The organism is Paraburkholderia diazotrophica (assembly GCF_038900755.1).
GTDB lineage: Bacteria > Pseudomonadota > Gammaproteobacteria > Burkholderiales > Burkholderiaceae > Paraburkholderia > Paraburkholderia diazotrophica_A.
Genome location: NZ_JBBPEN010000003.1, coordinates 283,964 through 298,894, shown reverse-complemented (window position 1 = coordinate 298,894; position 14,931 = coordinate 283,964). Strand labels below are relative to the sequence as shown.

The following is a 14,931-nucleotide window of genomic DNA, read 5'->3' as shown; positions in this document are numbered from 1 at the left end:
ACGTAGGCGAGGCGCATCATTCGAAGCGCCCACCTATCGCGGGCTCCCTACCGAACCACCGACCTGTCGTTCCATACTCCCTGCCCGAACTGACGCACGGTGATCGCCCCATTGCGAATGTCCCCGCTTTCGTCAAACTGGATCGGCCCCGTTACGCCGTCGAATTTCACCGCCTGAAGCTTTTGCATGTACACCTTCGGATCGGTTGAGTTCGCTGTCCGCATAGCTGTCGCCATCGCCATCACAGCATCGTACGCATACGGAGCGTAGAGTTGCACCGGCACGCCGAAGCGCTGCTGGAACCGCTTGAAAAAGGCCGGCCCTTGAGGCATGCGCGACGGCGGTACGCCCGCGAGCGTGCAGAACGTGCTTGCGGTCATCGACGACCCAGCGAGCGCGATGAACTGCGGCGTGCAGGACTCATCGCCTGCAATGAACGTCGCCTTCAACGCTAGCTTCTGCATTTGCTGGACGAAGGCCGCGGCCTGCGTGTCTCCCCCTGTAAACGCGATCGCGTCCGGTTGATGGCTCTTGATTGTCGTCAAGACCGCCTTCCAGTCGGTTGTCTTATCCGTGCCAAATTCCCGATCCACGACTGTTCCGCCTGCTGCCTTGACGGCCTTCTCGACCTGGTCCGCAAGACCTTGCCCGTATGCCGTACGATCGTCGACGATGGCGATCTTGTGCGCCTTCAAGTCATGAACGAGATACGTGCCGATCACCGAGCCCTGTCGCACATCGTTGGCGACCATGCGAAACACACTCTTGAATCCCTGTTCAGTCAAGAGAGGATTGGTCGCCGACTCCGTGATCATGGGAATCCCAGCGGCCGCGTAGATTCGCGACGCCGGAATCGACGTACCGGAATTGGCGTGCCCTACCACACCCGCCACGCGATCGTCGATCAGCTTCTGCGCAACCGTCACGGCAGTCTTCGGGTCTGCCGCGTCGTCCTGCGAATCCAGAACAAACGTCACAGGCTGTCCGCCGATTTTTAGCTTTTCGCTGTTCAGATCCTCGATCGCGAGCCGCACGCCGTTTTCGTCGTCCTTGCCGATATGCGCGAGCTCACCAGTAAGTGGTGAGACCTGTCCGATTTTCACGGTTGTATCCGCGAACGCAGCAAATGGTTGCACTACGGCCAGCGCAGCAATCAGAGCAGAAGTAATTCGGTGGATCTTCATGGGCGGTCGGTCTCCAGTCTCCGCGTTGAGCACGCCCCTCGATCACCGCCACTCTCGTGCACGTCAATGTGACCTCAGGGTATGGCGCTCATGGTATGCATTGCGATTTGGAGAAAGGAATCTGAATTGCTCCGCGAAATGAGCTTTTTTTTCATCCCGAGCCCTTAGCATTGTTCTTTTTAAAGGGCCGGACCGCAAGGGCCCGCCAAACGGAAGTCCGATCGACCTAGAGCGATGATGCCTCAAGCACGTATCGTTTACCCGCGATGAAGACGGTCATTCCAAGGCGCGTCAACCGCGACTTTTCTTTGCGCGGTTAGTGATCAATGACCGGACTGTCGGCGTCTGTCAGGCAGGGGCTTCTTGGTGAGACCGTTGGCAGCAATGCCGCGCACCGCCGCTCCGGATGCGAGCGAGTCGATGATCGGACAGTCCGGCCTGTCATCTCCGTGACAGCAGTGCAGCAACTGTTCGAGCGCCGCCTTCATCTCGTGAAGCTCCCTCATTTTTTCGTCAAGCTCCGCGATGTGCGCCTGCGCCAGTGTCTTCACCTGCCGGCTTGATCGCTCGCGGTTCTGCCATAGATCGAGCAGTTCTCCGATTCGCTCCAGCGAAAAACCAAGGTCGCGGCAGTGGCGAATAAACCGCAGCCGGCTCACATCCTTATCGCCGTATTGTCGGTAACCGCTGATCGAGCGACTCGCTTGAGGCAGTAGCCCCAGACCTTCATAGTGCCGAATCATCTTGGTCGAGACGCCGGATGCGGACGCCACTTCGCCGATGTTCATAGTCAAGCTCCTTGATTTCCGATCGTTTCCGCCAGAATCATCTGATAACAATTGGGCGGCACCCGCATCTCGCGTGTTTGGGGGCGAAACACTCGGTCGCCACGATTGATGGTGCACCCCGTCAGAACGCAGATCGCGGCAAAGGGAGCGCGCCCGCTGCGCCAGATCTGTTCTATGGATCGACCGGCGCACGGATCGCTCCACGAAACGCTGATCGTGCATGGCGACAACCGGTCCACGACCATGATGTTGGAAGGTCGTTTCGCTAGATGCCGATGATCATCGGTGACAGGCGGACAAACGCCGTTGCGACGATTCTCGAGCGTCGCCAAATGCATTTCCGAACACGCATCGAGCTGCTCGGCAGGCGGACTAAGGACATTCAACAACGTGCGAAGCACACGATTGTCTTCAGATAGTTCGGCCATCGATCCATCTCCAGTAGCTTCCTCGGACACGCTTTATCCATTGGGACGCCCAAACTATCAAGCTTCCCATCGTTGTAATGTCAAGAAGCTTTTAGCGAGGGAGCTCAAGGCGCCCATGGATTGAATTCGAATCGTGTTATCCCATGGACAATCGCTTGCGCATTACAAGGTGCGATACGTCTTGGTCGAGACGCCGGACGCCGCGCCACGCCAACGACGCAGCATCAGTGCATTGCTGACGACGCTGACACTGCTAAAGGCCATGGCAGCCCCGGCAATCACCGGGTTCAGCAAGCCGAGAGCCGCCAGCGGAATACCCAGCACGTTATAGGCGAACGCCCAGAACAAGCCCTGTTTGATCTTTGAGTAAGTACGCCGCGATACATCGAACGAATCCGCCACCAAGCGGGGGTCGCCGCGCATCAATGTGATGCCTGCCGCTTCCATGGCCACGTCGGTGCCCGTCGACATCGACAAACCAACGTCCGCCGCGACCAGAGACGGCGCATCGTTCAATCCGTCTCCGACCATCGCCACGATGTGGCCTTGCCTACGCAGGCCATCCACGATCGACGCCTTGTCACCAGGCAACAATTCGGCACGGGCTTCATCGATGCCCAAGTCCCGCGCCACCGCATTGGCACTGCCTTGGTTGTCACCCGTCAGCATGACCGTCCTGATACCCAGCTCGCGCAGCCGCTGGACGGCCTCGTACGACGCGCTCTTGATGGTGTCGCCGAAGGCCAGCAGCCCCAACACGCGAGTCCGGCTTTCCTCTCGAGCGAGCAACCAGGAAATAGTCCGCCCCTCACCCTCGAGACGGTCTGCCACGGAAAAAAGCGCTCCTGGAGCCGCTCCCATCTCGTTCATCAATCGCGTGCTACCCAACAGAATCTGCTGGCCGCGCACCACACCTTGCACCCCGCGGCCCGGCAAGGCCCGGGCGTCGTATGCCGGCGGTACCGCAATGCGATGATCCTTGGCCTTATCCAGCACTGCATGCGCGAGCGGGTGATCGCTGGTCCGCTGCAGAGCGGCCGCCAGTTGCAGCACCTCGTTAGGATCGCTGGCATCCGCTGCCTCGATGGCAACCAGCGACGGTTTTCCTTCGGTGAGCGTTCCCGTCTTGTCGAAGGCAACGACCGTCACCGAGTGGGCCACTTCGAGCGCCTCCGCATCCTTGATCAAAATGCCTTGCCGCGCGGCCACTCCAGTGCCAGCCATGATGGCCGTCGGCGTAGCCAATCCGAGCGCACAAGGGCAGGCGATCACAAGCACCGCGACCGCGCTGATCAAAGCATGCTGCACGTCACCGCTGTACACGAGCCAACCGACGAACGTCAACAGCGCCAGCCCCAGCACGACGGGGACGAAGACCGCACTCACTCGATCAACGATGCGCTGAATCGGCGCCTTTGCCGCCTGGGCCGACTCCACCATGCGGATAATTCTGGCAAGCGTGGTCTCCGTGCCGATGGCGAGTGTGCGGACCTGCAATACGCCTTCCTCGTTGACCGAGCCGCCTGTCACCTTGTCGCCGACGGATTTTGCGACCGGCAGGCTCTCACCTGTAATGAGCGACTCGTTGATGTAGCTGCTGCCGTCGATGATCTGCCCATCCACCGATACGCGTTCTCCGGGACGGATAACCACAATGTCGCCTACGGCGACCTGCTCGACCGGCGTGGACACTTCGACACCGTCCACGAGGACGCGCGCAACGGTAGGCCGTAGCGCATTCAGCGAGCGGATTGCATCGGCCGTCTGCCGCTTGGCGCGCGATTCGAGCCATTTGCCGAGCAAGACAAGCGTAATGACCGCTGCGGATGCCTCAAAATACAGATCCGGCGTGGCGCCGTTGCGGTGCTGCCACAACAGAAAAACCGAAAGCCCGTATGCCGCGCTGGTGCCTAGTGCGACCAGCAAGTCCATATTGCCGCTACCCGCCTTCGCGGCCTTCCAGCCTGCGCGGTAGAAACGAGCGCCAAGCCAGAACTGCACCGGCGTTGCGAGCGCCAATTGCGCCCAGCCCCCCAACTCCCACTCGATGCCGAGCAGCTGCAGCAGCATCGGCAACAGCAGTGGAAGCGTCAACAGCGCGCCGGCGAGGACCGGCCACCATTGCGGAAGGCCTGCCGCAGCCGGTGCGACCGATGCGGCCTCGACCGGCTTGGCGACGTAACCAGCCTTCTCGACCGCAGCGGCCAACGTCGCGAACGAGACGCCGCCATGAGTCGTAACCGTTGCCTTTTCGGTCGCGAGGTTCACCGATGCGGCCGAAACACCGGGGATTTTCAGCAGCGCCTTTTCCACCCGGCCCACGCACGATGCGCAGGTCATGCCTTCGACCCCGAGCTCGATCGGGCGAGAGCGGACGTCATATCCGGCCTTACGGACGGCATCGGCAAGCGTTCCGGCGTCCACATCGGCAGACGCCCGCACGGTGGCTTCCTCGGTCGCAAGGTTGACTGCCGTGCTTTCGACGCCCGGCAGGGCCTGGAGCGCCTTCTCTATGCGCGAGACGCAGCTGGCGCACGTCATGCCTTCGATGGGCAGCTTGAATTCTTGGAATTCGGATGCTGGAGCGGTCGTACTCATGAGGGTGATCTCCGTTTCGTTGGTCTTTCGATGGAGAGCAGCTTCATCCTTCCCATCATCAGAAGGTCAAGCGCGGAACGAAACAACTTTTTCGATTGCGTCACAGCGTTTGCCATCTGCTCGCAACAGATCTATTGACATTCCGACGATAGGAAGCTCGACAGTGCTGCCGTTTCATCCAAAAACCAGCCTAGGCATCTCATGGCTCACCGACTGCCGCAGATCACGGAGCCCTCCATGCAAAATCGCCATTCACCAACCAGTCCGTCGCGGCGGCGCTTCGTTCAAGGCTTGGCCGTGGGCGGTGCCGCCGCCACGCTTGGCCTACTCCAGTCCTCGCGCACGTGGGCGCTGACCAGTCCCGACCAGCCGACCGTGCTGAGCGGCACCGATTTCGTGCTGGACATCGCCGAGACCGCTGTCAACTACACCGGCCATTCACGCGTGGCCACCACCGTGAACGGCAGCCTTCCCGGGCCGACGCTCCGCTGGAGGGAAGGCACAACGGTGACACTGCGCGTGACCAATCGGCTACGTGTGCCGACCTCCATTCATTGGCACGGGATTCTTGTTCCAACTCAGATGGATGGGGTGCCCGGCCTCAGCTTTCCAGGAATCGCACCGGGCGAAACCTTCGTCTATCGCTTCCCCGTGCGGCAGGCCGGAACCTATTGGTACCACTCCCATTCGCGCTTTCAGGAACAAACGGGCGTGTTCGGCCCACTGATTATCGAACCGGCCGAGCCGGACCGCATCGTGGTCGACCGCGACTATGTCGTCATGCTCAACGACTGGTCCGACGACGACCCCGAGCACATCTACGCCACACTGAAGAAGTCGGGCGATTACTACAACTACGCCATGCCCACAGCGCCGGATTTCTTCCGCGACGTACGCGACCACGGGCTGAGCAAGGCATTAGCCCGGCGCAAGATGTGGGAGGAGATGCGCATGAACCCAACCGACTACAGCGATGTGTCGGGACAGATCTATACCTATCTGACGAACGGACACACACCGGCCGACAATTGGACCGGAATTTTTAAGCCCGGTGAAAAGGTGCGATTGCGCTTCATCAACGGCTCGTCGATGTCGATCTTCGACGTGCGCATTCCGGGCCTGAAAATGACCGTGGTCAGCGCCGACGGACAGGATGTCGAGCCGGTGAGCGTAGACGAGTTCCGGATTTCCATCGCCGAAACCTACGACGTCATCGTCGAGCCCGATGACGACCGCGCGTACACCATATTCGCCCAATCGATCGACCGCAGCGGCTACGCGCGCGGCACGCTCGCCCCGCGCTTTGGTATGCAGGCGGATGTCCCGACAATGGACGCGATCGGCTGGTTGGACAAGGCCGACATGATGGGCGCAATGATGATGGGCGGAATGCATGGGCATGGGGGAATGTCTGGGCAGCCCGGGATGGGGATGATGGCCGCGACGCCGCCCGCGCATCATGCTCGTACCGAATACGGCCCCGGTGTCGATATGCGTGTCGACATGCCACGGATCAATCTCGACGATCCGGGCGCGGGCCTGCGCGGCAACGGTCGCCGCGTCCTCACCTACGCCGATCTACACACACTCGGCGGCTCTCTGGACCCGCGCGAACCGAACCGCGAAATCGAACTGCACCTTACCGGCAATATGGAGCGGTTCATGTGGTCGTTCGACGGCGAGAAGTACTCCGATGCAAAGCCGGTTCACTTGAGAACCGGGGAGCGCGTGCGCGTCGTGCTGGTCAACGACACCATGATGAATCATCCGATCCACCTACACGGCATGTGGAGCGAGTTGGAGAACCCGTCCGGTGGTTTCCAGGTGCGCAAGCACACCGTCAACGTGCAGCCTGCGCAACGTATCGCCTATGGCGTGACGGCCGATGCACCAGGACACTGGGCCTATCACTGCCATATGCTCTATCACATGTTTGCGGGCATGTTCCGAGAGGTGGTCGTGTCATGATTAAAACTCGACAAACTGCCGCCATTGTCTCGCGACGCTTTCTCTGGATCACAGCGGGACTACTGGCCGCGCCGGCCTTATCCATCGCCCAAGTGGCTCAGCCCCCCGCCGGCAGTTCGATGCCTTCGATGAACGCTGCGCCGCACGAGGCGCATTCGATGTCCGGCATGCAGATGCCCTCCACGATGGGCTCCATGCAAAACGGCAGCGCTGCGCCACAGGGCAAGAATCCGATGGCCGGCATGCGAATGGGATCCATGCAGGGCGGCAGCGCACCGCCGGACGCGCGCCGCCCCGACTACTCCGAAGGTGTCAGCGCCAGTTCCGAGCCAGGCATGGACATGGACGACGCCGCGCCAGTAGGCATGCTGCAATTCGACCAGTTGGAAGCATTCCACGACAAGGACACCAATGGACTGGCTTGGGAAATGCACGGATGGTACGGCAACGACAGCAACAAGCTATGGATCCGCAGCGAAGGGGAACGTAGCGGCGGCCACTTCGAAGATGCCGATGTCGAGGCACTCTGGAGTCATGCGGTCGCGGCATATTGGGACACGGAACTCGGCATACGCCAGGACTTCGGTGATGGTCCGTCTCGCCATTGGGCCGCGTTCGGTGTACAGGGCATCGTGCCGTATAACTTCGATATCGAAGCCACCGGCTACGTGGATCCAACAGGCCGAACCGCTGCCCGCGTGCGCGCGGAGTACGACATGCGCTTCACTCAGCGGCTGATCTTGCAACCGGACCTCGAGGTCAACGCGTATGGGCGCTCGGATCCTGCCAGGCGCATCGGCGGCGGGATCTCCGACGCTCAGTTCGGCGTGCGCTTGCGTTATGAAATCAATCGGCGCGTCGCGCCCTACATCGGCGTCGAATGGAAACGTCGCTTCGGCGCCACCGCGAATCTTGCCCGCGACGATCGTCAAGCCGTCTTCGATCAACAGTGGGTGGCCGGCATTCGCATTTGGTATTAGTTGCTAAAAGCCTGTTGACATTACGACGATGGGAAGCTCGATAGTTTCATCGTCCCATCGACACAACCCATTAGGAGAACTCTCATGATCGCCTTCGAAGTCAATGACATGACGTGTGGCCACTGCGCCGCTGCGATTACCGACGCACTGAAGGCCGTCGACAATCTCGCGAAGTTTACTGTCGACCCGGCCAAGCATCGGGTGACAATCGAGTCGACCCAAGTCGATCCGAACAAGCTGCGTGATGCCATTGCCGATGCCGGTTACACGCCCGTTCAAGTCGAGGGCGAAAGCGCCAACGCATGTACCACTCAGAAGAAGAGCTGTTGTGGACAGCAGCACTAACCGTTGCGCGCTCGCCGCGCCCACCGCTCGCGATGAGCATGCTCACTGCGATGAGGCGGCACCCGCGACGACGCGCTTCATGCACCTTTGCAGGGCACATATTCCGGCGTCGCACTTCGGAATAGTGCTAGGCGTCTCCGGGCTAGGGCAGGCATGGCGAATGGCGGCTCGGCTATGGGCCTTGCCACCCGCTGTCGGAGAAACGCTTCTCGCTGTCGCCGGGTTGGTCTGGGCCGTCCTCGCCATCGGCTACGTATGGCAGGCCATCCGAAGCTTCGATAGCGTCAAAGCCGAGTTCCTGCACCCTGTGCAGGGCGGCACGCCCGCGTTGTTGGCGGTGTCCACGCTGCTCGTCGCCATGGCAGTGCTCCCGTACTCGGTTCTCTTGGCGTGGATTCTGGCCATGAGCGGCATCGCGTGGCACGTGGGCTTCTCTCTCTGGCACACAGGAACGCTATGGCAGGGCGGTAGAAACGCGGAGGACATGGTGCCGACCCTGTACCTGCCGACCGTTGCAGGTAACTTTACTAGCGCAGCGGCGCTGGGTTCGTTGGGATGCCCGGACTGGGGGTGGCTATTTTTAGGTGCCGGGCTGTTCTCATGGCTGGCCCTCGAGTCGTTGGTAATCCATCGGCTATGGCATTCGACAGCCATACCCGCGCGTCAGCGCCCTCTCATCGGCATTCAGTTCGCCCCGCCGGCCGTGTGTGCCATGGCTTGGCTGGCATTGTCTCCAGGTAGCACCGACCACTGGCTTCTCATGCTTTGGGGTTACGGGCTGTTCCAGTTGCTGCTTGGCTTACGCCTCGGATCATGGCTCGGCGTTCAGTCCTTCATCCCTGCCTACTGGGCCTATACGTTCGGTGTCGCGGCCGCCACGGTTTGCAACCTCAAGCTCGCACAGTCGGGCGTTCGATCGGCGCAACTGCTGGCCATACCGGTATTCGTCGGCGCCAACCTTTTCATTGGATACCTGTTGATACGGACCATCCGTCTGCTCGTCAAAACGTGGGCATCCACTCGGCGATTATCCCCTGCTGCGCTGGACTGACTCAGCAGCGGCTCGGTTCGTCTTCGCCGGGGCCGATGGTTTTGCCGAAGCATTCGCTCGGAAGCGAACACTCGCGCGCTCCGCATGCTGCCGCATGTATGCCTGTGGGCTCGTCCCCATTTCCAGGCGAAACGCGTACACGAAGGCTGACGTCGAGCCATACCCGAGTTCCATTGCAGTCCGCGTCACGCCCAACCCTCCGCCAAGCAACTCGATCGCCCTGAACAAGCGCATACGCCGGCGCCAAGAACGCAAGCTCATTCCCGTCTCGGTTACGAAGTGCCGAGCCAAGGTCCGCGTCGACATGCCGAACATGGCGCTCCACGCCTCTGGTCCTCGAGGGTCCGCAGGATCCGTGTAGAGCGTTTCACAAAGCGCTGAGAGCACCCCGTCTCGCGGCCACGGCAACGCAGCGGAAATAGTATGAGCCCGGCGCAATTGGTCGAGAATCAAATGCGTGACTCGGCCGGCATACCCGTCGTCGTCTGCCATTTCACTAATCGAGGCGGCCTCGACCACTAGCTCCTTCAGCAACGGCGTGACGCCGAATACGGTCGGCTCCACGCCGACCCCGCCCGCGCTGACGTCGTCCGCGATCCAGAGGCTGCGAAACTCGGCGCCCAGTAACGATCCGACACGGTGATGAACACCGGTTGGCAACCACACCGCCTGCTCAGGCGAAATAACGAAGGATCGGCCGCCGGCGATGACGGTCAAGACGCCCGAGCTGGCATACACCATCTGATTCCAGCCATGGGCATGCTCCGGAAAGTAGTGACGTGCGGGAATGGACTGCGCACGCACTGCAAGCGGTTTTGGCGGCGCCAGCCCCGGCGGCGCGTGGATCGGCTTCCAGGTCATTGCATTCTCCGTTTGGCAGATATTCTATACATCTTGTCGATTGGTTGAAACACCGCCACCCCGAAAATTGGTCTAATGCCGGGAGGCCTCGCCCGCCCCGTCGGATGCGACCTCTGATTGCATCCCACCATGGCTCATCATTCCACAGGAGAGACCGTCAACATGGCCCGCTTTGATCGCTACAGCCAGCCACTCTCGACCACCTCGGACGCCGCGGCAGAGCGCTATCGTACCGGCGTCGATCTTCTGCTCTCGCTGTGGCCCGGTACCGCCGAAACGCTCGACCAGGCGATCGTGGCGGATCCTGACTTTGCGCTCCCCTATGCAGCACGCGCACGCTTTCACGCGATCCGGGCGGAAATCACCGAAGCTCGTCAGAAGATCGCCACAGCGGTGGAACTTGTCGGACGCAATGGAACCGAGAGGGAGCGAAGCCACGTGGCCGTTCTGTTGTTGGCGATCAACGGCCAGTCAGCAAAGGCGCTCGAAGGTGCCCTGCAGCACACGGACAGATGGCCGCACGACATCCTGATTCTGTCGCTCCTGCTGGGGGCATTCGGCCTCTTCGCGTTCTCTGGAATGTCCGATCACAATCAGGCACGCGTCGATCTTTGCGAGCGTCACGCCCCACACTTCGGAGCCGACGACTGGTGGTTTGTCACCTATCGAGGTTGGTCTCATGGCGAAAACGGCAACCTCGGACTTGGCCGTTCTTTGACCCAACGCGCGCTCGAACTGCGGCGACAGAACGCCAACGCGGCCCATGCGGTCGCACACGTGTTGTACGAGGCAGGTGCCGGCGACGAAGCTGAAAAGACGATCAACGGTTGGCTACCGGAGTACGATCGCAGCGCAGTGCTCCATAACCACATCGCTTGGCATGCAGCCCTTATCGCATTGGAGCGCGGCGATACGGAGCGGGCGCTGACCATCTACAATCAAAACGTGGCGCCTCCCGTTGCTACCGGCGTGCCTATCAACGTCGTAAGCGATACTTCGTCGTTTCTCTGGCGATTGCAAGCCTATGGGCACGCCGTGCCCGAAGGCTTGTGGGAAGAGACGGCGAAGTACGCGTCGGCGTACTTCAAACAAGCTGGCTTCCCGTTCGCCGACTGTCACATGGCCCTGATTGCCGCTGCGACCGGCGATAGGGCCGCTCTTGACCAACGCGTCGATGCGCTCGTCGACTTGGTCGAGACCGGCAAGCTTCCCGCCGGCCCTGTCGTGCCGGCAATTTGTCGAGCAGCCCTTGCCTTTGCGGAAGAAGACTACGCACGCTGCACGGAAATCCTCGAGCCGGTCGCTCATGAAGCAGTGCGCATCGGAGGAAGCGGCGCGCAACGAGACATCGTAGAAGAAACCCTGCTGGTTTCGCTGATGCGAAGCGGGCAAGCGGCAAAAGCGCGCTCGCTTCTCAATGCAAGGCTGCATCGACGCCCGTCCCCGCGCGATTCGCGCTGGATGAGTCAAGTCACGATCGCTTGAATTCGCATTTAATCGTCGACCGCTGCCTTACCCGGGACTCGCGCCCGATCTCAATGACGATTCGCAGAGCCGGCCACCAAGATCACGCTTCCTGGGCCGGCTCATGCATCGATATCCCGACCCGATCTAGAAAGCGCTGCAATGGATTCAAGCATAACAGTGAAGCGAACCGGATTACAGAAGCTGCTCGTCAACAACCTGGGGCCGGTCGCAACGATCTCGATCGCACAGCTTTTTGGCACCGCGCTATGGTTTAGCGCCAACAGCACAGCGGGCGACCTCATGCGTATCTGGCACGCCAGCGCCGCGGACATCGGCTGGCTGACCGATGCCGTGCAGCTTGGATTCATTCTCGGCACCCTCGTGATCTCTTTGAGCGGTGCGGCCGATCGCTTCAGAGCCAGTACGATCTTCGTCTATGCCGCGATCGCGGGAGCGACGTTCAATGTGTGTTTCGCCTGGCTCTCCACCGGCCTCGTCAGCGGTGCAATCTTTCGTTTCGGTGTCGGTGTATGCCTCGCAGGCATTTATCCGATGGGAATGAAGCTCATCGTCGGCTGGGCGCCTGAGCGAACTGGACAGGCCCTTGCGCAGCTTGTTGCAATGCTGACTCTCGGTACCGCACTCCCTCATGCCATGCGAGTCATGGGCGCGGGCTTCCCTTGGCAGATGATCATCACCGCTTCGTCCGTCCTGGCGCTGATCGGCGCCATGTTAATCGGCGCGTTGGGGGACGGGCCGCACGCACGCACGAGGAGCCCTTTGCCGCTCTCATCGCCGACTACGGAGGCACGGCCACCGTCCGTCCTCTCGGCATTCCGGATGCGTCCGTTTCGCGCTGCAACGCTCGGATACTTCGGCCATATGTGGGAACTCTATTCGTTCTGGACCACTGTGCCGCTGTTGGTGGCCCATACCGCTCTGGCAACACGCTTTTCGGCGTTGGGCGTATCCGGTGTCTCGTTCTGCATAATCGGCATCGGGGCGCTTGGCTCATTGGTCGGTGGTGTATTGTCTCGTCATATCGGCAGCGCGAAGGTCGCGATCGGAGCGTTGGCAATGTCCGGCCTTTGTGCGCTAACGTTCGCGATCGGCTGGCGCTACCTTCCCATCGGGGCCATTGCTGCGCTGCTTGTTCTCTGGGGCGCTTCGGTCGTTGCCGACTCGCCTCAGTTTTCCGCCCTCGCCGCCAAGGCTTGTCCGCCTGACCTCGTGGGAAGCGCGTTAGCCATCCAGAACTCGATCGGCTTCGCCATCACAGTCGTTTCGATCGCAGCGACCGTAGCGCTCTTCGAACATGTGGGGCTCGACGCAACTTGGCTGCTGATCCCCGGGCCCGTGCTCGGACTACTCGGCTTCGCGACGGCTTCTCGGGGAGCTGCTTCCCCGAGCGCTCCAATCAACTAAGTAGATCGTGTGCGCAGAGCATGGTCCCTTATGTTGAAGATGCTCAGCCGACGGATTCACATGCTCTCGTCGGCCGGATCGACATGCTTACCGCTCGCCGAGCTTATGGCCATTCACAGTCCGACCGTACATCGATGTCGGCGTATCGTGGAACCTCGTACGGGTCTGATCGACTGAACCCGTGAAGCGCGGATCCTGTGGACGTTCGTGGCTATCCATGAAGAAGGCTACGTCCCAAGCTTGCTGGTCAGTCAATGTGTTGCCCAATCCTAACGGCATGTTCGCCTTGATGAACCCTGCAGCATTTTGGATCTCGTGCATGCCGGCCCCCCAGTTGAACGAGCGATCGCCCCAAAGCGGCGGAAACACGGTTCGACCGGCGCTGCTCTGCCCCTGCCCATCGGGGCCATGACATACGGAGCAATGCTGCGCATAAACCCGGGCGCCGCGCGTGTAATCTACCTTCAGCGACGGGGGAGGCAACTTCGGATAACCCCTGCCCGCGATCTTCCCGCCTACGGGTGCACCCGTGGCAAGCCAAAACGCGTAGCTCTCCAACGCGACCAACACCGGATCGCCGAGCGGGGGCGCCTTACCGTTGATGCTGTAGCTAAAGCAGCCCTGCATCCGTTCGGCGAGCGTATTCACGTGCCCGTTCTTGCTGCGATACGCCGGATAGGAAACGTAGGCGGCCCATAGTGGGCTCGAATTGACTCGGCGGCCCGCGTCGAGATGACAGTTGGCGCATGTGAGTGAATTGCCGACAAACTTGCCGGCGTACTCGCCGGTGTGCAAAAAGATCTGCTCGCCGAGCTTCACCGATTTTCCGAATTCACCGCTCGGCATTGCGCTCTCGGCTGGCGGTTCGAACGGATGGGCTGGGGCGGTATCTGGTTGGGAGGCCGCCGTGGCGTTCGCAGGCTCCGCTGCAGCGACCTGGGCTAGACGCAATGCAATCGACAAAGCGATGAGGAACGTCGTGCCATTCCGTTTTCGTTCGAGGCTCACGCTTCCCCCTTATTTCGCTCTCGTTTCGCTGATTTGCGCCGGCTGCGCGTAGTACTCCGCTACCGCATACATGTCGACATCGGAAAGCTTGCTCGCGACAGCGGGCATCAGCGCAAGTGGCCCAGCTGGACGCGCTCCCGCTTTCCATTCGTGCAACTGCGTCTCGATATAGCCTGCCGGTTGCCCTGCCAATGAGGGAAATACACTACCTACGCCGGCGCCGGCAGGACCGTGGCATTGCGCGCAGGCGGGCAGATTGTCTTTCCATCTTCCCCGCGTTGCGAGCCAAGCACCGGTATCCGACGGTAGAGGATCGGAGGGGTCGCTACTGCGAATGCCCTGAGGAAGTGAAAGAGTGCTGAAGTAATTTGCGACCGCGGTGCGTTCCGAGGCCGTCAAGTGGCTTGCGATCGGCTGCATCACGGCGCTCTTACGACTGCCATCAGCAAACGCCGCCAGCTGTGCATCGAGATAACTCGAGCTCAAGCCCGCGAGCCGAGGAAAACCTGCATCCGCATTGCCTTGTCCCGCAGCGCCGTGGCAACCGATACAGGCAGGAACGCCTTTCGCATTGCCTCCGGTCGCCATCTGTTGCCCCAGCGTCGTCTCCGCAAATGCACTCGTTAGCGTCGCCGCGAGCCACGCGGCAATGCACGCGGTCGCGGCTCGCCCTATCGGCCGGCGCTCCTTATTTTTCATATGGCTCCTCGCTTCCCCTTCTTGCCCCTTCTTGCTGCGAAGCTGCTCAGTGCAGCCCCCCGGAGCGCACCAGGACGACATCATGTCAATGATTCTACGCCCGATAGATAAGTCGCCAATTCGTGACAA

The 14,931-nt window shown here is 61.0% G+C and carries 13 protein-coding genes; 6 read left to right on the top strand and 7 right to left on the bottom strand.

What is annotated here, in order from left to right; genetic code table 11:
- Positions 1 to 47 precede the first annotated feature (47 nt).
- The 4 genes from AABE10_RS11310 to AABE10_RS11295 form a co-directional block, all read right to left on the bottom strand.
- Entirely contained in the window at positions 48 to 1,184 is a 1,137-nt protein-coding gene (locus AABE10_RS11310) for a branched-chain amino acid ABC transporter substrate-binding protein (protein WP_342933841.1), read from the bottom strand.
- A 323-nt stretch (positions 1,185 to 1,507) separates the two neighbouring features.
- A complete protein-coding gene (gene cueR, locus AABE10_RS11305) occupies positions 1,508 to 1,972 on the bottom strand; it encodes a Cu(I)-responsive transcriptional regulator (protein ID WP_342933338.1) in 465 nt (154 codons plus the stop codon).
- Between the two features lie 2 nt (positions 1,973 to 1,974).
- Positions 1,975 to 2,400 carry a DUF3331 domain-containing protein gene (locus AABE10_RS11300; protein ID WP_342933337.1) on the bottom strand — a complete coding sequence of 142 codons (426 nt, stop codon included), beginning with the start codon at positions 2,398 to 2,400 and terminating at the stop codon, positions 1,975 to 1,977.
- A 162-nt stretch (positions 2,401 to 2,562) separates the two neighbouring features.
- Complete coding sequence (locus AABE10_RS11295; protein WP_342933336.1) at positions 2,563 to 4,998, bottom strand: heavy metal translocating P-type ATPase; 2,436 nt, start codon at positions 4,996 to 4,998, stop codon at positions 2,563 to 2,565.
- A gap of 237 nt (positions 4,999 to 5,235) precedes the next feature.
- On the opposite strand from AABE10_RS11295, the gene AABE10_RS11290 reads away from it, so the two are divergent.
- From AABE10_RS11290 to tehA, 4 genes are all read left to right on the top strand, one after another.
- The gene (locus tag AABE10_RS11290; RefSeq protein WP_342933335.1) at positions 5,236 to 6,966 is read left to right on the top strand and encodes a copper resistance system multicopper oxidase; all 1,731 of its coding nucleotides are present in this window, start codon (positions 5,236 to 5,238) and stop codon (positions 6,964 to 6,966) included.
- On the top strand, positions 6,963 to 7,946 hold the full coding sequence (locus tag AABE10_RS11285) for a copper resistance protein B (protein WP_342933334.1): 984 nt from the start codon (positions 6,963 to 6,965) through the stop codon (positions 7,944 to 7,946). The genes AABE10_RS11290 and AABE10_RS11285 overlap by 4 nt, the downstream gene beginning before the upstream one ends.
- An 84-nt stretch (positions 7,947 to 8,030) precedes the next feature.
- On the top strand, positions 8,031 to 8,291 hold the full coding sequence (locus tag AABE10_RS11280) for a heavy-metal-associated domain-containing protein (RefSeq protein ID WP_342933333.1): 261 nt from the start codon (positions 8,031 to 8,033) through the stop codon (positions 8,289 to 8,291).
- Between the two features lie 79 nt (positions 8,292 to 8,370).
- Entirely contained in the window at positions 8,371 to 9,342 is a 972-nt protein-coding gene (gene tehA, locus AABE10_RS11275; RefSeq protein ID WP_342933840.1) for a dicarboxylate transporter/tellurite-resistance protein TehA, read from the top strand.
- Here the strand turns inward: tehA and AABE10_RS11270 are convergent.
- Entirely contained in the window at positions 9,319 to 10,203 is an 885-nt protein-coding gene (locus tag AABE10_RS11270; RefSeq protein WP_342933332.1) for a helix-turn-helix transcriptional regulator, read from the bottom strand. The genes tehA and AABE10_RS11270 overlap by 24 nt on opposite strands.
- Before the next feature lie 162 nt (positions 10,204 to 10,365).
- On the opposite strand from AABE10_RS11270, the gene AABE10_RS11265 reads away from it, so the two are divergent.
- Complete coding sequence (locus AABE10_RS11265; protein WP_342933839.1) at positions 10,366 to 11,688, top strand: tetratricopeptide repeat protein; 1,323 nt, start codon at positions 10,366 to 10,368, stop codon at positions 11,686 to 11,688.
- Positions 11,689 to 11,829: 141 nt separating this feature from the next.
- On the top strand, positions 11,830 to 13,095 hold the full coding sequence (locus tag AABE10_RS11260; RefSeq protein WP_342933331.1) for an MFS transporter: 1,266 nt from the start codon (positions 11,830 to 11,832) through the stop codon (positions 13,093 to 13,095).
- A gap of 87 nt (positions 13,096 to 13,182) precedes the next feature.
- Here the strand turns inward: AABE10_RS11260 and AABE10_RS11255 are convergent, their stop codons facing one another.
- Positions 13,183 to 14,064, bottom strand: coding sequence for a c-type cytochrome (locus AABE10_RS11255; protein ID WP_342933838.1), 882 nt, complete (start codon positions 14,062 to 14,064; stop codon positions 13,183 to 13,185).
- Positions 14,065 to 14,112: 48 nt separating this feature from the next.
- Entirely contained in the window at positions 14,113 to 14,802 is a 690-nt protein-coding gene (locus AABE10_RS11250; protein ID WP_342933330.1) for a c-type cytochrome, read from the bottom strand.
- Positions 14,803 to 14,931 lie beyond the last annotated feature (129 nt).

Excerpts from the sequence above, each read along its gene's own strand:
- AABE10_RS11260 (WP_342933331.1), top strand. The coding sequence starts at position 11,830 with ATGGATTCAAGCATAACAGTGAAGCGAACCGGATTACAGAAGCTGCTC.
- AABE10_RS11300 (WP_342933337.1), bottom strand. The coding sequence starts at position 2,400 with ATGGCCGAACTATCTGAAGACAATCGTGTGCTTCGCACGTTGTTGAAT.
- AABE10_RS11280 (WP_342933333.1), top strand. The coding sequence starts at position 8,031 with ATGATCGCCTTCGAAGTCAATGACATGACGTGTGGCCACTGCGCCGCT.
- AABE10_RS11285 (WP_342933334.1), top strand. The coding sequence starts at position 6,963 with ATGATTAAAACTCGACAAACTGCCGCCATTGTCTCGCGACGCTTTCTC.
- AABE10_RS11310 (WP_342933841.1), bottom strand. The coding sequence starts at position 1,184 with ATGAAGATCCACCGAATTACTTCTGCTCTGATTGCTGCGCTGGCCGTA.
- AABE10_RS11265 (WP_342933839.1), top strand. The coding sequence starts at position 10,366 with ATGGCCCGCTTTGATCGCTACAGCCAGCCACTCTCGACCACCTCGGAC.
- cueR (WP_342933338.1), bottom strand. The coding sequence starts at position 1,972 with ATGAACATCGGCGAAGTGGCGTCCGCATCCGGCGTCTCGACCAAGATG.
- AABE10_RS11270 (WP_342933332.1), bottom strand. The coding sequence starts at position 10,203 with ATGACCTGGAAGCCGATCCACGCGCCGCCGGGGCTGGCGCCGCCAAAA.
- AABE10_RS11250 (WP_342933330.1), bottom strand. The coding sequence starts at position 14,802 with ATGAAAAATAAGGAGCGCCGGCCGATAGGGCGAGCCGCGACCGCGTGC.
- AABE10_RS11295 (WP_342933336.1), bottom strand. The coding sequence starts at position 4,998 with ATGAGTACGACCGCTCCAGCATCCGAATTCCAAGAATTCAAGCTGCCC.
- AABE10_RS11290 (WP_342933335.1), top strand. The coding sequence starts at position 5,236 with ATGCAAAATCGCCATTCACCAACCAGTCCGTCGCGGCGGCGCTTCGTT.
- tehA (WP_342933840.1), top strand. The coding sequence starts at position 8,371 with ATGCACCTTTGCAGGGCACATATTCCGGCGTCGCACTTCGGAATAGTG.